Annotated in this window: 13 protein-coding genes; 8 read left to right on the forward strand and 5 right to left on the reverse strand. The window is 69.2% G+C overall.

The annotated features are described in order from the left end of the window. Window position 1: 1 nt before the first annotated feature. The 3 genes from katG (at window position 2) to SNAS_RS09290 (ending at window position 4,096) form a co-directional block, all read left to right on the forward strand. Window positions 2–2,227 (forward strand): catalase/peroxidase HPI, encoded by a 2,226-nt coding sequence (gene katG / locus SNAS_RS09280; protein ID WP_013017147.1) that lies wholly within the window; start codon window positions 2–4, stop codon window positions 2,225–2,227. Window positions 2,228–2,344: 117 nt separating this feature from the next. After that, a complete protein-coding gene (locus SNAS_RS09285) occupies window positions 2,345–3,145 on the forward strand; it encodes a hypothetical protein (protein WP_013017148.1) in 801 nt (266 codons plus the stop codon). Between the two features lie 144 nt (window positions 3,146–3,289). Continuing rightward, complete coding sequence (locus tag SNAS_RS09290) at window positions 3,290–4,096, forward strand: hypothetical protein (protein WP_013017149.1); 807 nt, start codon at window positions 3,290–3,292, stop codon at window positions 4,094–4,096. 16 nt (window positions 4,097–4,112) lie between these two features. Here the strand turns inward: SNAS_RS09290 and SNAS_RS09295 are convergent, their stop codons facing one another. After that, complete coding sequence (locus tag SNAS_RS09295) at window positions 4,113–4,760, reverse strand: response regulator (RefSeq protein ID WP_013017150.1); 648 nt, start codon at window positions 4,758–4,760, stop codon at window positions 4,113–4,115. After that, window positions 4,757–5,908 carry a sensor histidine kinase gene (locus SNAS_RS32595; RefSeq protein WP_013017151.1) on the reverse strand — a complete coding sequence of 384 codons (1,152 nt, stop codon included), beginning with the start codon at window positions 5,906–5,908 and terminating at the stop codon, window positions 4,757–4,759. The genes SNAS_RS09295 and SNAS_RS32595 overlap by 4 nt, the downstream gene beginning before the upstream one ends. 132 nt (window positions 5,909–6,040) lie before the next feature. On the opposite strand from SNAS_RS32595, the gene SNAS_RS09305 reads away from it, so the two are divergent. Both SNAS_RS09305 and SNAS_RS09310 read left to right on the forward strand, forming a co-directional pair. Further along, window positions 6,041–6,784, forward strand: a complete 744-nt coding sequence (locus tag SNAS_RS09305) for an ABC transporter ATP-binding protein (protein ID WP_013017152.1) — start codon at window positions 6,041–6,043, stop codon at window positions 6,782–6,784. After that, window positions 6,784–9,249 carry an ABC transporter permease gene (locus tag SNAS_RS09310; protein WP_013017153.1) on the forward strand — a complete coding sequence of 822 codons (2,466 nt, stop codon included), beginning with the start codon at window positions 6,784–6,786 and terminating at the stop codon, window positions 9,247–9,249. The genes SNAS_RS09305 and SNAS_RS09310 overlap by 1 nt, the downstream gene beginning before the upstream one ends. Before the next feature lie 88 nt (window positions 9,250–9,337). Here the strand turns inward: SNAS_RS09310 and SNAS_RS09315 are convergent, their stop codons facing one another. Further along, window positions 9,338–9,892: a helix-turn-helix domain-containing protein gene (locus SNAS_RS09315; RefSeq protein WP_013017154.1), complete on the reverse strand. Its 555-nt coding sequence runs from the start codon at window positions 9,890–9,892 to the stop codon at window positions 9,338–9,340. 67 nt (window positions 9,893–9,959) lie between these two features. Here SNAS_RS09315 and SNAS_RS09320 point away from each other — a divergent pair, with 67 nt between their 5' ends. Further along, on the forward strand, window positions 9,960–11,252 hold the full coding sequence (locus SNAS_RS09320; protein WP_013017155.1) for an erythromycin esterase family protein: 1,293 nt from the start codon (window positions 9,960–9,962) through the stop codon (window positions 11,250–11,252). A gap of 4 nt (window positions 11,253–11,256) precedes the next feature. Here SNAS_RS09320 and cpt read toward each other — a convergent pair whose 3' ends face one another. Continuing rightward, window positions 11,257–11,778, reverse strand: coding sequence for a chloramphenicol phosphotransferase CPT (gene cpt / locus SNAS_RS09325; protein WP_013017156.1), 522 nt, complete (start codon window positions 11,776–11,778; stop codon window positions 11,257–11,259). Between the two features lie 127 nt (window positions 11,779–11,905). On the opposite strand from cpt, the gene SNAS_RS09330 reads away from it, so the two are divergent. Together SNAS_RS09330 and SNAS_RS09335 are read left to right on the forward strand one after the other, a co-directional pair. Next, the gene (locus tag SNAS_RS09330; RefSeq protein ID WP_013017157.1) at window positions 11,906–13,513 is read left to right on the forward strand and encodes an alkaline phosphatase D family protein; all 1,608 of its coding nucleotides are present in this window, start codon (window positions 11,906–11,908) and stop codon (window positions 13,511–13,513) included. 165 nt (window positions 13,514–13,678) lie between these two features. Then, window positions 13,679–14,293 (forward strand): HNH endonuclease family protein, encoded by a 615-nt coding sequence (locus tag SNAS_RS09335; protein WP_144300444.1) that lies wholly within the window; start codon window positions 13,679–13,681, stop codon window positions 14,291–14,293. A gap of 64 nt (window positions 14,294–14,357) precedes the next feature. Here SNAS_RS09335 and SNAS_RS09340 read toward each other — a convergent pair whose 3' ends face one another. Then, window positions 14,358–24,233: a Tc toxin subunit A-related protein gene (locus SNAS_RS09340; RefSeq protein ID WP_013017159.1), complete on the reverse strand. Its 9,876-nt coding sequence runs from the start codon at window positions 24,231–24,233 to the stop codon at window positions 14,358–14,360. Between the last annotated feature and the right edge of the window lie 48 nt (window positions 24,234–24,281).

Raw genomic sequence — 24,281 nt, forward strand, 5'->3', positions numbered from 1 at the left:
CATGTCTGAAAATGCGGTACCCCAGGACGCGAGTACGGAGAGCGGCGGTTGCCCCGTGGCTCACGGCCGTGCTCCGCTTCCGGCCCAGGGTGGCGGGAACCAGGGTTGGTGGCCGAACCGGCTCAACCTGAAGATCCTCGCCAAACACAACCCGGTGGCCAACCCGATGGGGGATGACTTCGACTACGCCGAGGCGTTCAACTCGCTCGACCTGCCGGCCGTGAAGCGGGACATCGCCGAAGTGCTGACGACCTCGCAGGACTGGTGGCCTGCCGACTTCGGGCACTATGGACCGCTCATGATCCGGATGGCCTGGCACAGTGCCGGTACCTATCGTGTCAGCGACGGCCGTGGTGGCGCCGGAGCGGGCCAGCAGCGGTTCGCGCCGCTGAACAGCTGGCCGGACAACGTCAGTCTTGACAAGGCCCGGCGGCTGCTGTGGCCGGTCAAGAAGAAGTACGGGAAGAACATCTCCTGGGCCGACCTGATGATCCTCACCGGGAACGTGGCGCTGGAGACGATGGGCTTCAAGACCTTCGGCTTCGCCGGTGGCCGCGCGGACGTGTGGGAACCCGACGAGGACGTGTACTGGGGCCCCGAGACCGTCTGGCTCGACGACAAGCGTTACTCCGGCGAGCGGGACCTCGAGAAGCCGCTGGCGGCGGTGCAGATGGGCCTCATCTACGTCAACCCGGAGGGCCCCAACGGCAACCCGGACCCGATCGCCGCGGCCCGCGACATCCGCGAGACCTTCGGCCGGATGGCGATGAACGACGAGGAGACCGTGGCGCTGATCGCCGGTGGTCACAGCTTCGGCAAGACCCACGGCGCCCACAAGGACGACAAGCTGGGACCGGACCCGGAGGCGGCTCCGCTGGAGGCGCAGGGCCTGGGCTGGAAGAACGGCTACGGCACCGGTGTCGGCGCCGACGCCGTCACCAGTGGACTGGAGGTTACCTGGACCACCACGCCAACGAAGTGGTCGACGAACTTCCTGTGGAACCTGTTCAGCTTCGAGTGGGAGCTGACCGAGAGCCCGGCCGGCGCCAAGCAGTGGAAGCCCAAGGGCGGCGCGGGCGAGGGCACGGTGCCGCACGCCCACGACGCGTCGAAGCGGATCGCGCCGAACATGCTCACCACCGACCTGGCGCTGCGCTTCGACCCGATCTACGAGCCGATCGCGCGTCGTTTCATGGAGAACCCGGACCAGTTCGCCGACGCGTTCGCGCGCGCCTGGTACAAGCTGACCCACCGCGACATGGGGCCGATCCAGCGTTACCTCGGCCCGGAGGTCCCGGACGAGGTGCTGTCGTGGCAGGACCCGGTTCCGGCCGTAGACCACGAACTGGTCGACGACGCCGACGTCGCGGACCTCAAGCGGCAGGTGCTGGACTCGGGTCTGTCGGTGTCGCAACTGGTCTCGACGGCGTGGGCCTCGGCCTCGACGTTCCGGGGCAGCGACAAGCGCGGCGGCGCCAACGGCGGTCGCATCCGCCTGCAGCCGCAGAGCGGTTGGGAGGTCAACGAACCCGACCGGCTGGCGAGTGTGCTGAGCACCCTGGAGGGCATCCGGGACTCGTTCAACGCGGCCCAGTCCGGCGGCAAGAAGATCTCGCTGGCCGACCTGATCGTGCTGGCCGGAGCCGCCGGTGTCGAGCAGGCCGCCAAGGCCGCCGGGCACGAGGTCACGGTTCCGTTCACACCGGGCCGCACCGACGCCTCGCAGGAGCAGACCGACGTGGAGTCGTTCTCGCACCTGGAGCCCAGTGCGGACGGCTTCCGCAACTACCTCGGCAAGGCCAGCAGCCCGCTGCCCGCCGAGGTGCTGCTCCTGGACCGGGCGAACCTGCTCACGCTGAGCGCGCCGGAGATGACGGTGCTGGTCGGCGGCCTGCGGGTGCTGGGCGCCAACCACGGCCAGACCTCGCTGGGTGTCCTCACCGACAACCCGGGCGCGCTGAGCAACGACTTCTTCGTCAACCTGCTCGAACTGGGCACGACCTGGAAGGCGACCGACGAGGACTCGCAGACCTTCGAGGTCCGCGACGCGGAGACCGGCGACGTCAAGTGGACCGGCAGCCGCGTCGACCTGCTGTTCGGGGCGAACTCCGAACTGCGCGCGGTCGCCGAGGTCTACGCCAGCGACGACGCCGGTGAGAAGTTCGTCAAGGACTTCGTGGCGGCGTGGGACAAGGTCATGATGCTCGACAGGTACGACCTGAGCTGATAGCCCACCTCGGGGGCGGCCGGACTCCGGCCGCCCCCGACGTGTGCCCGCGATTGCCCACAACCGTTTGCGGGTAACGCCATTGGCGAGGTACGCCAGTGGATGGAGGGGACTGCCATGACGGAACCCAACGGGCGGTTGGTGAAGCGCGTTCTCCGCGATCGTGACGGCATCTGGCGGCAGATCGCCGAGGACCGGGGGCTGCGGACCCTGTCGGGGCGGATGCTGTTCAGTTCGACCGTCTCCTTTGTCGCCTACGGTGCCGTTCTGGGCGCCTCGAACGGTGTGCCGCAGGCGATCTCCTCGGCGGTGAAGCTGCCGCTGCTGTTCCTGGGGACGATGTTCATCTGCCTGCCGACGCTGTACCTGTTCAACCTGATCCGGGGTGTGCGGCTGTCGTTCCGGCAGGCACAGGCGCTGGTGATCACCGCCATCACGGCGATCGCGATGCTGTCGCTGGCGTTCCTGCCGATCGTGCTGTTCTTCCTCGTCGTGGCCCCGGACTACGAGTTCTACAAGATGCTCAACGTGATCATCCTGACCGTCGCCACCCTCGTGGGACTGCGATTCCTGGTCAGCGGCATGCGAAAGCTGAACATGATCGCCAAGGAGCGGGCGGCGGAAGCGGCGACGGTGGGCGCAAGCTCGGTCGCCGAGTCGGGTATGGACGCTGACGGGACCGAGATCGCGCCGGTACGGGGCAGTCCGGTGTACCTGCGCGGCAAACCCGCGCCCCGCACCGGGAGTGTCAGCTTGCTGTACGCGTGGATCGTCGTGTTCGCTTTCGTCGGCACCCAGCTGGCCTGGACGCTGCGGCCGTTCATCGGCAATCCGGCCGAGCCGTTCCAGGTGTTCCGGACCTACGAGGGGAACATCTATGTGGACATCTTCCGAACCATCGGGCAACTGTTCGGTTGAGGCACGTGGGTAATCGCTCGCCCACTACCACTGTGGCCAAACGCGCCAGCGAAATACTTCCCTCCATCAATATCCAGTAGGTAGATTCTCCGGTTCACGCCACGGCGCGTGAGACGAAACCGGCTACTGATGGAGTGAAAGCACATGGCTGAACCCAAAGGCCTGCTGATCATCGAACGCATTCTTCGTGACCGTGACGGGGTCTGGCGGCAGATCGCCGACGACCACCGGCTCAAATCCCTGTCGGGACAGATGCTCGGCGCCTCGGCGCTGGCACTGGCCTGCTACGGCGCGGTCCTGGGCGCCTCGAACGGCTGGCTGCAGGCGCTGTCCTCGGCGGTGAAACTGCCGCTGCTGTTCCTGGTGACCATGCTGATCTGCCTGCCGACCCTGTACCTGTTCAACCTGGTGTTCGGCGCCAGGCTGTCGATCCGGCAGGCACTGGCGCTGGTGTCCACAGCGATCACCGTGATCGCGATGCTGTCGCTGGCCTTCGCGCCGATCTCGCTGTTCTTCCTGATCACCGCGCCGCACTACAACTTCTACAAGGTGCTCAACGTGACCATCCTGGCGCTGACCGGACTGGTGGGCCTGCGATTCCTCATCGGCGGCATGCGATCGCTCAACCGCTTCACGCAGGCTCAGGCCCTGGCGGCGCCACCGGCGGCTCCGACTCCGGCCGCCGAGACCGAACCGGCCACAACGGACGAATCGGCGGAGCAGCCCGAGCACTCGTACTACACCCGCCCCCAGCCCACCGCCCGCTCGGCGAACATCGGGCTGCTGTACGTGTGGGTGATCGTGTTCGGCTTCGTCGGCACCCAGATGGCCTGGACACTGCGACCTTTCCTGGGAAGCCCGGAGGAACCCTTCGAGATCTTCCGGACCATCGAGGGCAACTTCTACGTGGACGTCGTCAAGACGATCGGGCGACTGCTCGGCGCAGGCTGACCCGAACCGGTGGCACTCAACCCGATTCCGCGTCGCGGACCAGCAGGGCCAACTGGACCCGGTTGCTCAGTCCCAGTTTCGTCAGCGAACGACTGACGTGGGCCTTGACGGTGGTCTCGGTCATGCCGAGCCTGCCCGCGATCTGGGAGTTGGACAGGCCGAGCGCCACCGCGGCGATCACGTCGCGTTCCCGGGGGGTGAGCGCCGCGAGGCGCTGCCGGGCCTCCCGTCCCACCACCGGCGGCTGGCCCGAGTAGGCGTCGATGAGGCGCCGGGTCACCGACGGCGCCAGCATCGCGTGGCCCTCGGCGACGGTGCGCACCGCCGCGGCCAGATCGCGCGGCGGGGTGTCCTTGAGCAGGAACCCCGCCGCCCCGGCGTGCAGCGCCCCGTGGACGTACTCGTCCATGTCGAATGTGGTCAGCATGATGACCTGGGGCGGTGCCGGTCGGCGCAGCGTCTCGCGCAGCGCCGTCAGGCCGTCCATGCCGGGCATCCGGACGTCCATCAGCACCACGTCGGGACGGTCGCGGTCGATGGCCGCCAGCGCTTCGGCGCCGTCGGCGGCCTCGGCGACGACCTCGATGTCGTCGACCGGGGCCAGAATCATCCGGATCCCGGCCCGCACCAGGGCCTCGTCGTCGACGATCAGGACGGTGATCATGCCGCGGCCGTCTCGGTGCGCAGCGGAATGCTGGCGGTCAACCGGAATCCGCCGTCCGGTTCGGCGCGAGTGGACAGTTCGCCGCCCAGCAGCGTCAGCCGTTCGCGCAGCCCGATCAGCCCGGTACCGCTGCCGGGCAGTCGCGGTGGGCGGCGCGGCGGGTCGTTGCGGACGGTGACCAGCAGCCGCTCGGGCTGGTGGTCGAGGGTGACGACGCATGCCACCGCACCGGCGTGCTTGTGGACGTTGGTGAGGGATTCGCGGATCACCCGGTAGGCGGTCTGATCGACCAGTGTCGACAGTGGTTGGGCCTCGCCGGTGGAGGTCGCGGTCGCGTCCACCCCGGCGCGCCGCGACTCCGCCAGCAGCGTGTCCAGGTCGGCCAGTGTCGGCTGCGGCGTGGTGCGGGCCGTCTCGCCGTACCGCAGCACCCCGAGGACGTCGCGCAGCTGGGCCAGCGCCTCGGAACCGGTGGCTCGGATGAGTTCGGCGGACTCGGCGACCGCCGCGTCGGGGGCGTTGACCTCCAGCGCCCCGGCGTGCATCACCATCAGCGAGACCCGGTGCGCCACCACGTCGTGCATCTCGTGGGCGATGCGGCCGCGTTCCTCCGCGCGGGCCCTCGCGGCCACAGCCGCCTGTTCGCGTTCCAGTCGGGAAGCTTTGTCCCGCAACGATTCCAGCGTGACGCGTCGGGTGCGGACCCACAGGCCCACGGTCAGCGGCAGCCACACGAACAGCGCCGTGCCGCCCAGCCATCCCATCAGGTCGTCGACGCTGGGGGCCGAGGCCAGGGTGGGAATCAGCGGCGCGCACAGCACGGCGACCAGACTGAGCACCAGTTCGACGACGCCGCGGTAGCCGGTGGCGATCACATAGGACGCCACGATCAGGCAGGTCCCCGCGATCAGGGTGTCGAACGGGGAGACCACCACCGCCAGGGCCACCATCGGCCAGCGGCGCGGCAGCAGCCAGGCCGCCGCCAGTGCCAGCGCGGCCGGTATCGCCGCGCGCCACACCGTGGGCAGTGCGAGCCAGTCGGGGGTGCGCTCGTCGTTGACCGGTATCAGCCCGACGACGAACACGACGGCGGCGAACACGAACGGACGCGCCCGGCCCCACCAACGTGTCGCGGTCTCCCAGGTCATCACCCCTCGACCGTACCCAGGTCAGGGCGGTTGTTCAGCTGGCGAAAGTCAGTCGGCACCACCTACTAAAGAGACATCTCGGGGTCGCGTTGGAACGATGTGGGTCGCGGCCGTGGCACCGAGGCTTGCGGCATGACGAATGAGACCGCCGCGGTCACCGCGGCCCGACTGACCAAGACCTTCGACTCCGGCGACACCCTGGTGCGGGCGCTCGACGGCGTCAGCGTGGAATTCCGGCCCCGGCGTTTCAGCGCCATCATGGGGCCGTCGGGTTCGGGCAAGTCCACGCTGATGCACTGCCTGGCCGGACTCGACCGGCCCGGCGACGGCGAGGTGATGCTCGGCGGGACATCACTGTGGACGCTCGACGACGACGCCCTGACCGAGGTGCGGCGGGACCGCATCGGCTTCATCTTCCAGGGCTTCAACCTGCTGCCCACCCTCACCGCCTACGAGAACATCACGCTTCCGTTCGTGCTGGCGGGAAAGCGCGGCGATCCGGACATCGTGGACGCCGTCGTCGACGCGCTCGGACTGGGCGAGCGGCTGCACCACCGTCCCAGCCAGCTGTCGGGCGGCCAGCAGCAGCGGGTCGCGTGCGCCAGGGCGCTGGTGACCGAACCGGACGTGGTGTTCGCCGACGAACCCACCGGCGCGCTGGACTCGCGGTCCTCGCGGGAACTGCTGGCCTTCCTGCGCCACGGCGTGGACGCGCTGGGGCGCACCGTCGTCATGGTCACCCACGACCCGGTCGCGGCCGGGTACGCCGACGAGGTGCTGTTCCTGGCCGACGGCCGCATCGTGGACACGATGAGCGACCCGACCGCCGAGACGGTGCTCGACCACATGAAGGCGCTCGAGGAGGTGGCGGTCTGATGCGCAAGGCGATGCTGCGGGACCTGGCCGCCCACAAGGCGCGGGTCGCGATGACCCTGGTGGCCATCGCTTTGGGGGTGGCGGCGGTGGTGGCCAGTTGGATCGCGTCGGAGTCGATCCCGTCCGGCCTGGTCACCTCGCAGGTCAACTCCCGTGTGGACGTGTCGGTGCGCGGGGAGCTGTCCACCGCCCAGGTCGAGGCGTTGCGACAGCTGCCCGGTGAGGCGACGGTGGTGAGCACGTTCCGGGCCGGGGTGGTCGCCGAAGACGGCAAACTCGTCGACGCGACGACCGTGTTCGACCACGCCGGAACCGGTTTCGACGACTCCGGACGGTTCGACCTGAAGGCGGGCAAGGCGCCCAGCGGTGGCGACGAGATCGCGCTGCGGGCCGCCGAGGCGAAGTCGGCCGGGCTGCGGGTCGGCGATGCCGCCTCGATCCTGTTGGCCGACGGGGAACGGGTGGAGCTCAAACTCACCGGCGTGTACGACTACCGGCCGCTGTGGACGGATGACAAGGACCCGGCGCCGGTGGTGGCCTTCGGCGACGCGTCCGGCGTGGATGCCACGGTGGCGCGGGTCGACCTGACCGGCGGTGCGGGACTGGAATCGACCGCCGTGGACGCGGTGCGCGAGAACGCTTCGGACTCGATCGGCCGACGTGTCGAGGTCGCCGACGCGCGCGAACTGGCCGAGGCCACCCGCGCCGAACTCGCCTCCGACCTGTTCGACCTGCGCATGATGCTGCTGCCGTTCGCGGGCCTGGCGCTGCTGGTGGGGATGTTCATCATCGCCAACACCTTCGCCATGCTCGTCAGTCAGCGGACCCGGCAGCTGGCGCTGCTGCGCGCGGTCGGCGCCAAACGCGGCCAAGTGCGGCGGACGGTACGGCTGGAGGCACTGGTGCTGGCGGTGGTCGGCGGAACGATCGGGACGCTGGCCGGGATCGCCGCGGCTCCCGCTCTCATCGGGATGAACTCCAGCGAGCAGGTGCCGCTTGTGGTGTCGCCCTGGGGAATCGCGGTGGGGCTGGGTTGTGCCGTCGCGGTCACGGTTCTGGCCTCGGCCGGTGCCGCCCGCAAGGCCGCGTCGGTGGCGCCGATGGCGGCGCTGCGGGTCGCGGCCCGGACCGCCACCCAGACCCGTGGGCGTCGTGTCTATATCGGACTCGGGCTGTTGTTGGCCTCGGTGGTGACGGTCGGGGTCACGGCCGATCCCACGGCGGGAACGACGAAGCGGGTCATCGCGATGTGCGCGGCGGGACTGGGCGCGGTGGCCGTGCTGGTGCTGGCCCCGAGTCTGCTCAACCTGGTGCAGCGGCCACTGCGGGCGCTGGCGGGACGCTCGGGACCGGCCGCGCGGTTGGCGATGCGTTCGGCCGCAGCCGATCCGCGCCGCACCGCCGGGACATCCGGGGCCATCACGATCGGGCTGATCCTGGTGTGCGCCTTCGCGACCCTGAACGCGACGCTCGGCGACCTGATCGCGTCGACCGTTCGCGACGGCGTGCCGACCTCGACGACGGTGCTGGAGGCGGCGGGCGGTCAGGGCGCGACCCTGACCCGCGACGAGGTCGACAAGGCCAAGGCCGTCGCGGGCGTGTCCATGGTGGAACCCGTCAGTCAGGCGATAGCCACACTGGAGTACCCGGGCGGTTCGGCGCGTCGCAACGTCTCGGCCGTCGATCCCGAGGCGCTGGGGACGGTACTGACTCCGAGGATCACCGAGGGCAGCGACGACCTGCGCGAGGGCTTCGTCATCGCGCAGAACCAGGCCACCACGCTCGGCCTGGCGGTGGGGGACCGGCTGACGGTTCGGCTGGAACTCGGCGGCGAGATCACGGCTCGCGTCGCCGGGGTCTACGAGGCCACCGAGTACTCCGCCAGTGTCTATGTGGATGCCGACCGGGTGCCGGAGAAGGCGCGGGAGGGCATCACCGGCGTCTATGTCACCGGAGCCGATCCGGCGGCGGTGAAGTCGGCGCTGCGCGACACCTTCGCCGAACGTCCGGACGTTCGGGTCTCGGACCAGCGCTCGCTGGTGGCCGAGGCTGTCGAGCGGCAGCGGATGGCGTTCGTGGCCTTCTACGCGATGTTCGGGCTGGCGCTGCTGATCGCGTTGTTCGGCGTGGTCAACACGCTGACGTTGTCGGTGATGGAGCGGATCCGTGAGCTGGGGGTGCTACGGGCGATCGGCGCGAACGCGAAGCTGGTGCGGCGGATGGTGCGGGTCGAGAGCCTGGTGATCGCGCTGTTCGGTTCGGTGCTGGGCATCGTGGCCGGAGTGGGCGTGGGCGCGGTGATGCAGCAAGCGATGTTGGGCCAAGCACTGTGGACGTTCACGGTGCCGTGGGATGCCGTCGGGCTCAGCCTCGTGGGGACCGTGGTCGCGGCGGTGCTGGCGGCGATCTGGCCCGCGCGTCGTGCCGCCCGAGCCGATCCACTGGCGGCGATCGCCGCCGAGTGACAGCGGCGGCTCTGCCTAGCCCCGTGGCCGAGCGTCGGTAGTCCGACGCCCGGCCACGGGCCACGGGCGCCGCGCCTTCGGCCTCGGCTCAGTCGTCCTCGCTGGCTTGGCCTGGTGGCCGCTGGAGCGGGAAGACGATCGGGCTCAGCATGTGGAGGCCGCGCTCGGGCGTGGGTTCGTTGCGGCTCAACGGTTCTATCAGCTCTACGAACTTGTCCACCAGGTCGTGCAGCTCCTCGCGGCTGAGCCACAGCGGTAGCTGCTGGTAGCCCACGTAGTCCTCGACCGGCACGGCGTCGTCGCGATCCAGGTAGGCGTTGAACTCCGCCAGCAACGCCGCGAGCGCGGCGGCGAAACCCTGGCGATGGTCCTCCGTGGACATCGACCTGGCGGCCTCGGGGCCGATGGTGGTCCGGTCCCGGCGCAGCCGGTAGTGCCGTTCCACGGCGCCATGTACGCGCTTCTCGTCGACCACCTCCAGCATCCCGGCCTCGGTCAGCAGCGACACGTGGCGGTACACGGAGGTCTTGGGCACGTCGGCCAGGTGGGCGCACAGGTCGGAGGTGGTGTGGGACTGGCCGCCGTACATGGCGTGCAGGATGCGCAGCCGCACCGGGTGGAGTACCAGGTCGAGGATCTTCACGAGGATACGATCTCACATCTGGTACCGTTCTCAAAGTTGGGAATGCAACGAGACGACAGGAACCCCCATGGAAACGATCCCGCTGAACACGCTCGACCCTGCGGCGCCGCTGGACGACCTTGACTGGCTCGACGGCGTGGTCGGCGACGCCCGCGTCGTGGCCATCGGGGAGAGCTCGCACTACAACCGCGAGTTCTTCCAGCTGCGCACCCGGCTGCTGCGCCACCTGGTGGAGCGGCACGGGTTCACCGCCCTCGCGATCGAGTCGGGCTTCACCGAGGGCTGGCGCACCGACGCGTGGGTGCGCGGCGCGGGCGAGGACGCCGAGATCGGCGAGGTGCTGGCGACCGGCGTGACCTCGATGTTCGGGCTGTGGACCGAGGCGCGCGAACAGCTGGAATGGCTGCGGGAGCACAATCGTCGCGCCGATCGCGGCGTGGGGTTCTACGGCATCGACCTGCCCGGTTCCCAGGCCTCGATGCTGCCCGGCCTGGACGCCGTGACCGAGTACCTCGTCACCGCCGACCCGAAGTACACCGTCGACCCGGCCATCCGCGACACGGTCACCGAGTACGCGGCGTCGTCCGCCTTCGGTGTGCCACAGGCGATCCAGACGTACCTCAGCCTTGGCGCCGAACGCCGGGACGCGATCACCGCGGGCCTGGCCGACCTCGTCGGGCGGATGCGGGCGCTGCGCGCCGAGTACGTCGACCGCACCGACGCTGAATCCTTCGAACGCGCCCTGCGCACCCTGCTCAACACCGTCGCCCTGGACGCGATGGTGCGCGAGGTGGCCCGGGGCAATCCCGAGGGCATCCACTCCAGCCTGCGGGACAGCGCGATCGCCGACACCGTCAAGCTGATCCTCGACCGGGAGGAGCGTGTCGTCATCGGCGCCCACAACGCCCACGTGCAGCGCTCGGCGTTCACCTTTCCCAGCATGGGCACCTCGGCGACGATGGGCATGCACCTGGCCGAACACCTCGACGAGGACTACGTGACCATCGGCACCACCTTCGCCGACGGCGAGATCCTGGCCACCGGCGAGGGCTTCTACGCCGGGGAACTGTTCTCGGAGGCGGAAAAGCCGCAGCCCGGAAGTCTCGACGCGCTCATGGCGGCCAGCGGTGACGGCGCCTTCGCGGTGGACCTGCGACAACTGTCGAAACAGGACGCCGACCTGCTCGCCGGAACCATGGCGCACCGGATCAGCTCGTTTTACATCGACGTGAACCCGTCGACGGCCTTCGACGCCATCGTCCACATTCCACAGGTCACTGCGGCGACGCCCGACCCCGACGCCCTGGCCCACTCACCGGCCCCGGTGCGCGAGACCTTCGCCAAGTACCGCCCGGAGTGACACCTCAGCCGAGCTTGGCGGCGATGGCCTCGGCGCATTCGCGGGCCGACAGGTGGGTCGAGTCGACCTCCAGGTCGTAGGTGACGCCGCGATGCACCAGCTCCGCCTGCTGCTCGGCCATACCGGTGGTCCGGTCGCCGCGCGCGCTTTCCCGCCGCGCGGCCTCCGCGCCGTCGCACCGCACCCCGACCCACAGCACGTCGAGCCCGTCGAGGGCCTCGCGCCACCGTCGCTGCGAGTCCGCGCCGCCGAGGAACACGTCGTCCATGACCACGGGCGCGCCCTCGCGCACCATCGTCGCGACGCCCGCCATCCACGCGACCTCCAGCTTCCGGAACTGGTCGCCGACGTTGACCGCGCCGTCGTCGGCGAACTCGATGCCCTCGTCGGAGGAGCGCATCGCCTCCGGCAGCGCGTCGACGAAGTCGTCGACGCTGAGGGCAAGCCACGGTCGCGGCAGGATGTCCTGCAGGCACCGCGCGATCGAGGACTTACCGGAACTGGAGCCGCCGTTGAGCAGGATCATGTGGGTCACCGCGTGATCGTAGAGTCCGCCGACCGGTGTGCGGTATCGAATATCGGCGACTGTGCGGTGGGACGGCACCGGAGGCTGTGACAGGATTTGGTGGTTCCTCACCTTCTCGGGAGCGTTGATGGCTCAAATCGTGCTCGGTCCGATGCTGCGTCGGGTCGACGAATCCACCGCCGCGGTGTGGGTGGAGACCGACTCTCCCTGCCGCGTGGGGGTTCTGGACGCCAGCGCGGCCACCTTCACCGTGCACGGCCACCACTACGCGCTGGTGGAGGTCTCCGGCCTGGCGCCCGGCAGCGTCACGCCCTACACCGTGACCCTGGACGGCCGCACGGCCTGGCCCGAAGCCGACAGCGAATTCCCGCCCCCCGTCATCCGCACCGTCAACCCCGACGGCGACCACCGGCTGGTGCTGGGTTCGTGCCGGGTCAGCGCCGACGAGCAGTACGGGGACGCCAGGTTCGGCGTCGACATGCTGGCGGCCTTCGCCCACCAGCTCGCCGCCGACGGTGACGGCACCCGGCCGGACGCGCTGTTGATGCTCGGCGACCAGGTCTACGCCGACATTCCCCCCGAAGAGGTGCGTCAGTTCATCCGGGACCGCCGCGACGTGAGTGTCCCGCCGGGCGAGGAGATCGCCGACTTCGAGGAGTACGCCGAGCTGTACCGGCAGTCCTGGGCCCAACCGGCCGTGCGCTGGTTGCTGTCGACGGTGCCGATGCTGGCCATCTTCGACGACCACGACCTGCGCGACGACTGGAACACCTCGATGGCGTGGCGCGACACCATGCTGAAGCAGCCCTGGTGGAAGCGCCGGGTGATCGCGGGGCTGGGGAGCTACTGGATCTACCAGCACCTGGGCAACATGTCGCCGAAGGACCGGGCCGAGGACCCGTTGTTCGCGGCGCTGCGCGAGTCGGACGGGGACGGCGCCGCGGCGCTGGACGAGTTCGCCTGGCGGGCCTGGGAGGACTCGACCTCGGTGCGGTGGAGTTTCCAGCAGGAGTTCGGCGGTACCCGGCTGATCATGCTGGACTCGCGGTGCGCCCGGGACCTGACGCCGCGCAAACGCCGCATCGTGGACGAACCGGAGTGGGACTGGTTCCGGGAACAGGCCACCGCCGAGTGCGACCAGCTGCTGATCGCGTCGTCGGTGCCGGTGCTGCTGCCCACCGGACTGCACTATGTGGAGTCGTGGAACGAGGCGGTGTGCGACGGCGTGTGGGGCAAGACCTTCGCCAAACTGGCCGAGAAGATCCGCCAGACCATCGACCTGGAGCACTGGGGCGCGTTTCGGGAGAGCTTCCAGCGGATGTCGTTCCTGATCATGGAACGGGTGCGCGGCAACTGGGGCAAGGCACCGGCGGCGGTGGTCTTCCTGTCGGGCGACGTGCACTACTCCTATCTCGCCAAGGCGCGCATCAGGAGTGCCCGGGGCATGGTGCACCAGGTGACCTGCTCGGCGATCCGGCACCCGCTGCCCCGGCTGCTGCGGTGGGCCAATGTGGTGGGTTCGGTGCGGGTGGCCGGGATCTTCGGTTACCTGCTGGCCCGGCTGGCGCGGGTGCACCGCACACCGTTCAGCTGGCGGATGAACCGGGGGCCGTGGTTCGACAACGCCCTGGCCACCGTGGACCTGTCCGGCCGCAAGACGAGGGCCCGCTGGCACACCGCCAGCGTCGCGGAGCCGAAGCGGCTGCGGGAACTGGGCAGCGCCGAACTGAGCTGACCGCGCGAGCGGGCCGCGGACTCTTACCGACGCCGACGATTCGGCGACATCGGAAGTTATGGGCAATTCATGTAAATGAATGATTGTGTTGGCTGATCCTCAACGCCCCCAGGAGGAAAAATGCCCGGCACTGCCCGCCTGCCCCGAAGAATCCTCATTGGATTTATGGTGTCCGTGTTCGTCTTCGCCGCTTTGGCCATCGCCTGGCCCTCGCCCGCCGCGGCGATTCCCGCGAACATCCCGTCCAAATCCGTCATCCAGTCCGAGCTCAACGGCCTCTCCGTCGCCAGCGAGGGCTCCATGACCGGATACTCGCGCGACAAGTTCCCACATTGGGTGACCATCTCGGGCAGTTGCAATGCCCGCGAGACGATCCTCAAACGCGACGCCGACTACGTGACCGTCGGTTCGGACTGCTACCCGACCTCGGGCAAGTGGTACAGCCAGTGGGACGGCGTCGTCAAGACCGTCGCCTCGGAGGTCTCCATCGACCACCAGGTCCCGTTGGCCGAGGCGTGGCGTTCGGGAGCCAGCTCCTGGACCACCGCCAAGCGGCAGGACTTCGCCAACGACGTCGTCGGCACCGAGCTCATCGCCGTCACCGCGACCGTGAACAGTTCCAAAGGGGACAAGGACCCCTCCGCGTGGAAACCGCCGCGCACCGGCGCCTACTGCCTGTACGCCAAGATGTGGATCCACGCGAAGCACAAATGGGGACTGAAGCTCCAGTCCGCGGAGAAGACCGCGCTGCAGTCGATGCTCAACACCTGCTCCTACTGAGCCCCGCAACGAGAGGCCGTGGGCGGCGTGCCCCAAACACGCCGCCCACGACCGTGGTGAGGGTTTAATGATGGTGCCCGTGCCCGCCCTTGTGGACGACAGGCTCACAGCTGCCGGGCGTCACGTCGAAGCGGCACAACAGGATGATGCGCTCCGCCTTGCCCAGCGACTCCGGTAGCCGGAAGACACCCAGGTCGTGGCTCTCGGAACCGGTGATCGCCGCCAGGTCGACACCCTCCACGACGCCGTGGAACATGTTCGGCCAGTCGTCGCTCGCGACACAGTGGACCTCCGTGCGGTCGCACTCGTCGACCTCCTCGCCGCACACGATCGGCGCGAACGTGGCCAGGTGGTGGTCGCTGGGAGTCTCGGGACCGCAGGTCTCGACGAACATGTCGACCCGGGAGACGTTGACCTGTTTGCCGCCGGTGAGGAACGGGAACATGCTGCGCGACAACCGCAACGGCAGCTGCTGGTCGGCGTCCAGCCGGTGCCACAGCTGCGGCATGTCGTGCGCGACGTCGAAGTAGCGCACTCCCGCGCACGGCAGCTGGGCCTGCGCGACCTCCGCCGCGGCCCGGCGCAGGTTGTCGCCGCCCTCGCGGGCCGTGTAACCCAGGTGCAGCACCACGTCGGAGACCGTCTCGATGTCGAACTGGTTGTTCTGCTGCGGCAGCTCGATCCGCCAGCGGCTGACCGCCCCGGCGAACTCGAACGGCAGGTACCGCTCGTCGCGGAAGTTCAGCTCGAACAGGCCGGAGTCGTTGCGCCCGGTGGACGTCGCGATGGCCTCGGTCGCCGCGTACTGCCGCACCACCCGCGGATCGTCGTGCCGCAGCGGGTAACCGTTGTGGCCACCGCACTCGCACTCGCCCGACTCCTCGTCGCAGCAGCGCGGCGGCGCGTCCGACAGCACCGGCGACACCCGGGTGGCGCTGGACAACAGCGTCAGTCGGGAGTGGACCCCGGTGTAGGGACCGGCGACGCACGGGATCGTCATGGTGACGTTCTTGACGCGCCGCATGTACTGCCCCGGATAGTCCACGTCGAACATCCACTCGGGGATGTCGATGTCACAGGTGCCGGTGGCCTGCAACCGCAGGAACTCCGCCGGGAAGTGCAGCCGCAGCGACAGGTGCTTGGTGAGTTCGTACTCGCGCAGGTTCTCGTCCAGATAGGTGTGTTCCATCTGGCGCAGCGACAGCTGCATCCGTTCTCCGGACAACAGGTTCTCGCGCAGGTCGTCCCACGCCTCGTCCAGCAGGAACGCCCTGGCGGTGTGCCCGGACTCGTAGTTGAACGCCCGCTGGGCCTGCCGGGCCACGTGCAGCGCCAGCTCGTAGGTCTGGCGATGCAGCGCCGCGGTCTCGGCCTGCAGGAACAGATACAGGTCGTGACTGGAGAACTTGTCGCGCAGGAAGTCCTGCACCTCGGCCGACTGCTCGATCTGACGCTGATGGATGTTCAGTTCCCGCAGCGCCACGTCGCGGCGGCGTTCGGCGGCCAGGATCTGGCGTTCGATCTGGTCGATCTCGATGTCCAGCACCTCGACCTGGTGCCGCCACTCCTCCTCGCGCCGGTCCCAACCCGCCTGGGTCAACCGCAGACCGCCGGTGGTGGAGGCGATGTCGGCCACGCCGTGCGAGATCCGCGCGATGGTGGAGAACACCCCGGCCAGCTTGGTGCCCAACGGGACCTGGACGAAGTTGAGCGGGGTACCGGCGATACCGGCGACACCGACCCACATGTCCGGGACGATCGCCATGCCCTGCGCGATGGCCTCGGAGACGTTGGCGGCCACCTTGGCGCCGATCGCCACGCCGGTCAGCGCGACGTACTCGGTCTCGCCGCTGTTGAGCCCGTTGGCCAGCAGCGTGGCGTAGTAGCGGCGCCGGGTCTGCGCGATCTCCTTGGTCTTGCGCAGCGCCTGCACCTGCCAGTCGGCCTCGCGCCACTGGTTCTGCCGGTTGGCCAGCGCCAGGTTCACCAGCTGCCGCTCGTGGGTGCTGCGCAGTGAGGCCAGGTACTCCGCGTCGCCCTTCTCGTAGGCCGCGAGCAGCCCGGCGCCCAGCGCCTTGAGTTCGGCGGCCACCTCGTTGGCCTTCTGCACCAGGTACGTGAACCGGTACGGGCTGGCCGGGGCGCACCAGTCGCCGTCGTCCAGACAGGTCTGGGTGTCCGACTGCCAGCCGTCGCGCAGTTCGGTGTCACCGAAGTACGGCATGTCCACATTGGGCCGCGCTTTTGAAGTGGCACTGCCATTGTGGTGACGACGGTCGTTGACGCACGCGTGGATCAGCGCCAGCCGGTCCCGGACCTGGTCGTACAGGCTCATCAGCCTCGGGTTGACCGGTTCCCCGATCGCCACGAAGTTCGACACCTTCGGCGGTTGTTCGAACGGGACGGTCGCGTTGATGGTGCGGGGCCGTTCACCCAGCAGCCGCGCCGCGGTGTCGAAGATCAGCCGGGCCCGCGCGAACGACTCCGGCGAGTGGCGCCGCATCACCGCGTCACCCCACTGCAGCAGGGTTTCCAGGTAGTGCAGGGTGATCGACTTCTTCTCGGAGTCCGACGACCAGTGGCCGGACTTGCCGCGCGGTATCGGCTCGTGCTCGTTGTCGCTGCCGCCGTCGTCCGAATAGCACCAGCTGGAGTCGTCGTGCAACGGGTCGAAGACCAGCTCGTACCACTTCAACGCCGCCTCGTACTGGCAGTGGGTGCGCAGACTGGCCGCCACCACCAGCGCCGGGGCGAACGGCGAGTCCGGGGTCACCGGCGCGCCGGGACTGAAGTACCCGAAGTACGGGTACGAGGTCAGCTCGCCGGGGAAGGTCGGCGGCGTGGCGCTGGAGGGCGCCACCAACGGCAGCGTCACCGCCGAGTCGGTGACCAGGTCGTAGCGGAAGCCCGGCGCCGTCGTGGCGTCGTGCCCGACCGGCGCGAGTCCACCCTCGACCTCGAAGGTCAGCGAATCGGCGGTACGACCCCGGAACAGCAGCTTCGGGGTGCCGTCCAGCATCACGCCCTCGGACGAACGCCTCGGCTGCATGAACTGGCCGTTGTGGACCCGGGTCCAGGCCAGATGCACCATCGACTCGGACTCCCAGTGCAGCAGCTTGGGCAGCATGTCCGGCTCGTGCCAGCTCCAGCCCGCGTCCTGCTCGCGCTCGGTGTAGTGCCCGGAGTTGATCGGCCAGAAGTAGTACTCGTCGACGCCCGGCTTGTGCACCTCACCGCATTCGGTGCAGCAGGCGGGTTCGTCCTGCGGATGGTTCGGCTTGAACTCGGCGCTGGCCGGGGGTTCGGCTGCCGCGGCGACCCGGACGAACTGGACGCCCAGCCGGATCGCGGCCTTGACCCACAGCGGCACGTTGTCACTGTGGACTCCGTTGCCGTTGCCGTTGCCGTGTTCGCGGTTCGCGACCTCGCGCCGGGGCGGCGGTGGGTCGTTGGGCCGCGGCGGCGGGTCGTCGGTGGGTGGCGGGTCCTCGCCGCCGTCGTCGTCGCGACCGCGGTACAGCCCGACGGTGGCCAGCCACGAGTTGCGGGCCGCCCGTTCGGGAGTGCCCAGCAGGTCCCAGCCGTGGTGCTCGGGGTCGATGCCCTCGATCTGTGCCGGTTCCCGCGACTGCAACGGGATCAGTCCGGGGTGGACCGGCGGCCGGTGGCCCTTCCAGTACTCCATGCCGCCCGGCTTGGGAACCGTCAGGGTGACGCGCCGCAGCTCGTCCTCCAGGAACGTGAACGCCTCACTGCGGCGAGCCTGTTCCAGTGCGTCCCAGTCGATCCAGTTCTCCGGGTAGTACTCGCGCCGCGCGCAGGCCTCCCAGACCCGGAAGGTCGCGAAGCGACGGTCCCACAGCAGCTTGAAGCCCTCGGGCAACTCCAGCGCCGGTTCCAGACCCAGCCGGGCCCGCTGCACCAGCGTCTGCACCGCCGTGACGGCCTCCTCGATCCGGCTGGCCTTCTCGCACAGACCCGCCTCGACGTCGATGAGCAGCAGCTCCGACAGGTCCCTGGGCACCCGGGCGAAACCGCCCCACGGCAGCGAGACCCGGTCCATGCCGCACAGGTACGCCAGCAGCGCCGCCCGGGCGCGTTCCCGCAGCCCGTCGTTGAGCCGCTTGACATCGGCGAACCGGATCGGCTGTCCGTTGTGGAAGCAACCGTCGTGGACGAAGGTGGTGAGGTTCTGGTTGCCGGTGACGGTCTCGCCCGCCTCCAGCGCCCCCGGGTCGTTCCCGGCCCACAGGTCGGGTCGGGCGTCGCGGATGTCCTTGACCAGGAAGTGCTCGCGCACCGCCCGGACCCAGTTCTCGGCGTGCCAGACGCGCACCGCCCAGCGCTCGTCCTCCAGATCCTCACTGGACACCTGGTAGCCCTCGTAGTACCGCAGCAGCAGCCGGGTGTGCAACAGGTCGACACCCATGTGACGCAACAGGTGCGCGGGATCGTCGGGGTGGTTCTCGGCGGCCTCGTGGAACAGGAACCACAGTGGCCGTTCGGTGGCGGTGTAGGCGTCGCGCCGCACCACCGTGTAGTCGAACAGCCGCTCCCACCAGTCGAACAGCGCCTGCTGCCGTTTGGCGGTCGGTTTCACCCGGCGGTCCTGCGCCGGGGTCGGCGAGAAGTAGTTGTCCTTCAGCGGCAGGAAGTTCGGGTCGAACCAGGCGCGGTGCACCTCGAAGCCGCCGCCCTGCCGGTAGTAGCTGGTACCGGTGAAGTCCTGCGCGTGCGCCAGCAGATAGTCGATCTCGGACTGGCCGTCGTCGGCGGCCGGGACCGCCGACAGGCTGAACCGGTGCGCGAACAGCAGCGCCTTGAAGGCGCGCTGGTACGTGCGGCGGATGTCGCGGACGGTACTGGTGTAGTGCAGCTCCAGGAAGTCCTTGGCCGCGTTGCTCAACGGCCGGATGTTCTCGTCCAGCGGCTTGGTCTTGCGGTCGCGGAACAACCGGTGGTGCGGCACCGTGGCGATGACGTCATCGGTGTCGGGGCCGCGGTACTTGACCTGGAACCCGCCCGGGACCGGGCAGACGTCCTCGGGTCCGTCGTACTCCGGTTGCGGGAACTGGAACTCCACGACCAGCTGGTACGTGCCCCGGCGCAGCGGCAGCGGCGTCGAACACGCCGACGGCGCCGACTCGTCCGGCCAGTGATGGCTCAGCACCACCCAGCTGCGCTGGCCGCGCCGGATCTGCACCCGCCAGCGCATGTCGGTGTCGGGGTCGAACTCGGGCGCCTCACCCTCGGGTGAGGGCATCCCGGCGTGGAACTCGTAGTCGCCCTCGCCGTCGACCAGCAGCAGACCGCTCCACTGTGCTGTGAAGCCCTGGGCGCCGCCCAGCAGTTCGCCGTCGGCGTTGGCCAGCGTGAAACCGTTGCGGGAACTGGCGTACAGCTGCTGCGAATGCGTGAGACTCAGGTCCAGGCCCGGCAGCACCGTCGGGATCTGGACGTTGGCGGCGTTCTCCTCCGGCCCGAAGACGTCCATGGGGCCGCGCACCTCCCGCCACGCCAGCGGCTGGTCCTGCGGGGTGAACTCGCCCAGCAGACCGGTTCCGGTCAGGCCCAGCAGCGCCGCGAAGGCACCCGCGCTGGGCTGGTCCGGCCAGGTCACCTCGGGTGGTTCGCCCGAGTCGTCCTCCCAGCTGGTGACGGCCCGGTTCTCGTCGGCGAACAGCTTGCGCAGCAAGGTCCACGCCAGCGCGTAGCCCTCACTGGACTCGCGGGTGCTGGCCTTGTCGACGTGCGCGGCCAGGTGCTCGGCGATGACGACGCAGCGGGCGTGGCAGCGCGCGAACTCGCGCTGGAAGTAACGCCAGCGCGCCTGTTCGTCGGCCTCCTGGATCAGCGCCTCCTCGGCCTGGGTGAAGTTGTCGAAGACGAACGCGAACGGCGCCAGATCGGCGCGGGGCCGGAAGTACAGCTCGTTGACGGCCACCCGCTCGGGGCCCTTCAGCTGCCGGATCCGCGACAGTTTGGCGATGACGGCCTCGTCGGTCAGCGGCAGCTGCGTCCACAGTTCCTGGGCGCCGATGTCGTAGCGGTACGGCCCGCCCGCGGGCGTGTTCCACATCAGCGGCGCGGTTCCGGCCAGCGGCAGCCCGGTGCGGTACTGCCGGTGCGACACCGGAACCGGGTAACCCTCGGCCTCCAGAATGGACGGGAAGTAGTGCTCGCCGAGTGTGATCAGCGGGTCGGTGCCGCCCTGCGGGGCGAAACCGAACTCGCCGCGCAGTGTCGTGGAGATGTTCGACCAGCTCCAGGCATCGACGTCCTCATCGGACACCTCGACGGCCAGCAGCTTGTCCCGCAGCTCCCACAGCGAGTACGGGGTCTCGTCGTCGGGCAGCCCCAACGGCGAGTCCTGCGCCTCGTTGTGCGGTTGCAGCGGGAACGGGTCGTCGCCGTCGACGTGGTCGTCGCTGGAGAACAGGAACAGCACCTCGCCGATGCCGAAGTCGGAGGCGTAGATCTTGCCGAGGATCTCGGCGAACCGCAGCGTGTGGGTCGGACGCGCGTGCCAGGTGTCGGCCGTCTGCCCGGGATCGAAACCGGCCAGTATCGACAGTGGATCGAGGTTCTCGGCCAGCAGCTTCAGGAACTCCGGTTCCCGGCAGCCGCAGCCGTGCCGCACCTGCGCGTGCACCTGCACCTGGTCGAGCAGTTCGTCGATCGCCCAGGGCCAGTGCGTCGCCGAGGGGCCCACCCACAGCGACAGGATGTGGGTCCGCTTGGCGCCGGTGGCTCCCGGCGCGGCGGTACTGCCGTCGGTCAGCGCCAGCGAGAAGTCGTCGCGCAGCATCTGGAACGCCGCCAGCTGCCGGATGAAGTCCGGGTTGATGTGACCGCCGGAGTCGAACAGCCGCAACACCTCGCAGATGTCCCGCAGCGTCGCGAAGTCGTAGCCGCCGCCGGGCAGCTCACGCAGCTTGCGCCACAACCGGATGAACACGATCAGCCGCCGCAGCGCGTCGGCGGCGTCCTTGGGGTTGACGAACTCGATGCGGTAGTCGTCCAGTTCGCACGGTTCACAATCGTCGAAGGTGAGCTCGCGATCCCGGCGACCGGCGCGTTTGAAGACCACGAACTCCGAGCGCCACAACTGCAGGAACTCGCAGTAGTCCAGGCCGGTGCGCTCCAGGAACTCCGACAGCCACACCACGGTGTTGGTCCACGACACGTCGCGGATCACCTCGTCGGTGAAGCCGTACAGCTCCCAGGTCGCGGTCAGGTCCTCGGCGTAGAGGTTCTCGTACTCCTCGGCGGTGATGCCCAGGTACTCCATCGCGATGTCGAACCGCACCGGGTAGCGCCACAGGTGCCGCTGGAACTGCGCCGGTTCCTTGGCCGGGTCGAGCACCAGCTCGGTGATGTCGCGCCGGAACCGGCGCATGGTGTCGAACCTGCTGGTGCGCAGGTGTTTGAGGTAGGTCCGGTTGATGTCCAGCCCCTGGTGGTACGGCAGCGGCGGCGCCGAGAAGTCGGCGCGCAGCTTGTCGTAGCCGCTCGGTTCGGCCACCGGGGTCGCCGGGGTCGAGTGCTCCGGCACCGCCTCCAGCAGCGTCTCGGTGTGCTCGCCGGTCTGGTAGACCGCGCCGACGGCGGCGGGCAGCCCGGCCGCGACGTTCTCCAGGCACTCGTTGACGAGGTCCACAAGCGGCAGTGGGACGCCGAGGTTGGCGGCGCTGGCCAGCAGGTCGCCCAGTGGTCCCCGGCGCTGCGCCAGCAGGGCACCCAGGCTCAGCGAGTCGGTGCCGTGGCCGAGATCGTCGCAGGTGGAGAACCTGGTGAGCCGCAACAGTTCGTGCAGATACCGCACCGGGCCCAGCGCCGAGAGGTGGTCGGGCGGCAGGCAGTTGACCAGGCAGCCGTCGTCGTTGACGGGAACGAACTCGTCCTCGCGGCCGTCGCCGTTCCCGTTCCCGTCACCGTTTCCCAGCGACTGGCCGTAGATCGCGTCGGCGTGTTCGTAGGCGATGGTGCCGATCAACGCGGTCGTGAACTCGTCCTCCGACAGCTGCCCCACCTGCGAACGGGACGTGAACCCGCGCGCGTACAGGGCCTCCATGACCGAGAACGCCACCTCGTCCGGCACGTCCTTGGCCAGCCAGGTCAGCTCCTCGATCGTCTCCACCAGCTGTTGCAGCCAGGCCGCGGCCTCGGGGTCGGAACCGAAGACCTCGTGGACGGCGGCGGCCACCCGCGCGGTGTCCCAGGCGGTGCCGAACTCGAAGAACGGTGCCCCGCCGGAGTTGTAGGCCTGCACGAACAGCGACAGCGGGTCGGCGCCGAGCTTGTGAAAGGACGGCGGGCCACCGGGATCGGGGTCGGCAGGGTCGGTGACCTCGGTGGCCACGACGAAGAACTTCTGCACGTGCCGGATGAACGCGTTGAGCCGTTCGGCCGCGGAGCCGGGCTTGGTGAACGGCGGCAGCAGGGCCACGTTGATGGGTTCACCGAACAGTGCCCGCCATTCGGCCTCGGGCCGGTTGCGCAGCTGCGCCGCGCTGGTGGCGGTCGGCCGGATGACGTCGATCAGTGCCTTGTGGTCGCCGGTGAGCGCCCGCAGCACCAGCTCCAGGTGCCCGGCGTTGTCGGACACTGGAAGCGCGTCCCAGAAGGCGTTGATGTCCTCGCCGGTGAACGCCAGCCAGTCGGTGACCAGTGTGGCCACCGTGCTGCCCGCCGTCACCGGGTGGGTCGGGTCGGCACCGCCGGTGTCGCCCAGCGCCCGCAGTCGCCGCACCGCCTGGTTGATCTTGACCGCGCCCTCGGTGATGACGCCGTTGTCGACGGCCTCGCGCAACTGTCGGCGGGACCGCTCCTCCACGGCCAGCAGCGCCAACTGGTACCGCTGGTCCGCGGTGACCTGGAACGACAGTGACGCCCCCAGGACGTAGAAGTAGTTGGCCGGGACGCTGAAGGCGGGCGCCACCGGGCCGCCGGGCGGGTTGGGCGCGGTCAGGAACACCCGCGCCGACCGGAACCGTTCCCCGGTCTCGGTCGCCCCGGGCACCACCGGGAACCGGAAGCCGACCTTGGTGGCGGCATTGCTGAGCGCCTCGGAACGCACCGCTGTGGACAGTGCGAAGACGTATCCGGCCAACCGTTCGGCCTCGGCCTCACCGGTGGGGTAGTAGGACGCCAGCTCGCCCTCGAACTTCTTGCGCGCCTGCTCCTCGGCCTGCGCCTGCTCGGAGCTCTCCCCGGGCGTCACGGTGTAGAGGTTCTCCAGGACGTTGGTCCCCAGTGGCGGCCGGGGCCGGAACTTGGCGTTCCACACGATCTCGGAGGCGATGTGCCGCGCCTGCTGCGGGGTCAGGTCGCTCAGCGCGACCGAACCGTCCTTGGGGTCGTTGCCCAGCACCTTCTCCACCGCCGACTTCAGCTCGGCGAAGCCCGGCGGCTGTCCGTTGGCGGGAAGGTCCACATAGGCGTCGTCGGGGTTCTTCTCCAGGCCCGGCGACACGATGGGCAGGTACAGGCTCGTCGGTTCCAGGTTCGGGAAGGCCAGGCTGGCGGGCAGCGGCCCGGCGTTGACCGGCACGTTGAAGTACAGCTGCTTGTGGATGATGGTCCCGGTGCCCCGGGTGATCTCCAGTCGCAGGTCGCTGGTGGAGTGCTCGGGATGCGAGGCCAGCGACGGAACCTCGATGACGGCGGTGGCCACCGCCAGCGGCTGCGGCGGCTTCGGCGGCGGTCCGACGTCCGGCGGCGAGTAGTGCTGCACGATCCGCGAGGTCGGCGCCGGGAGCCACGGCTTGCTGTTGTCCGGCGGCGCCACGTACTCGGCGGTGCCGATCTCGGTGCCGCCCGGCAGCACCTTGGTGCGCAGGTCGAAGACCTTGATCTTCAGTCCGGTCAATGAGGACGTGAAGGCCGATCCACTGGTTGGTGCTACCGGGTGTATCCGGATGACGATCAACGCGGCCATGGTTTCTCTCCTTAGTAGACCAATCGTTGTGATGCGGTGGTGGCCAGG

Origin of the sequence: Stackebrandtia nassauensis DSM 44728 (assembly GCF_000024545.1) — a bacterium.
Taxonomy (GTDB): domain Bacteria; phylum Actinomycetota; class Actinomycetes; order Mycobacteriales; family Micromonosporaceae; genus Stackebrandtia; species Stackebrandtia nassauensis.

What these genes read in the sequence shown, in the direction of transcription:
- katG (WP_013017147.1), top strand. Translation starts at nt 2, where the DNA reads ATGTCTGAAAATGCGGTACCCCAGGACGCGAGTACGGAGAGCGGCGGT.
- SNAS_RS09285 (WP_013017148.1), top strand. Translation starts at nt 2,345, where the DNA reads ATGACGGAACCCAACGGGCGGTTGGTGAAGCGCGTTCTCCGCGATCGT.
- SNAS_RS09290 (WP_013017149.1), top strand. Translation starts at nt 3,290, where the DNA reads ATGGCTGAACCCAAAGGCCTGCTGATCATCGAACGCATTCTTCGTGAC.
- SNAS_RS09295 (WP_013017150.1), bottom strand. Translation starts at nt 4,760, where the DNA reads ATGATCACCGTCCTGATCGTCGACGACGAGGCCCTGGTGCGGGCCGGG.
- SNAS_RS32595 (WP_013017151.1), bottom strand. Translation starts at nt 5,908, where the DNA reads ATGACCTGGGAGACCGCGACACGTTGGTGGGGCCGGGCGCGTCCGTTC.
- SNAS_RS09305 (WP_013017152.1), top strand. Translation starts at nt 6,041, where the DNA reads ATGACGAATGAGACCGCCGCGGTCACCGCGGCCCGACTGACCAAGACC.
- SNAS_RS09310 (WP_013017153.1), top strand. Translation starts at nt 6,784, where the DNA reads ATGCGCAAGGCGATGCTGCGGGACCTGGCCGCCCACAAGGCGCGGGTC.
- SNAS_RS09320 (WP_013017155.1), top strand. Translation starts at nt 9,960, where the DNA reads ATGGAAACGATCCCGCTGAACACGCTCGACCCTGCGGCGCCGCTGGAC.
- cpt (WP_013017156.1), bottom strand. Translation starts at nt 11,778, where the DNA reads ATGATCCTGCTCAACGGCGGCTCCAGTTCCGGTAAGTCCTCGATCGCG.
- SNAS_RS09330 (WP_013017157.1), top strand. Translation starts at nt 11,906, where the DNA reads ATGGCTCAAATCGTGCTCGGTCCGATGCTGCGTCGGGTCGACGAATCC.
- SNAS_RS09335 (WP_144300444.1), top strand. Translation starts at nt 13,679, where the DNA reads ATGGTGTCCGTGTTCGTCTTCGCCGCTTTGGCCATCGCCTGGCCCTCG.
- SNAS_RS09340 (WP_013017159.1), bottom strand. Translation starts at nt 24,233, where the DNA reads ATGGCCGCGTTGATCGTCATCCGGATACACCCGGTAGCACCAACCAGT.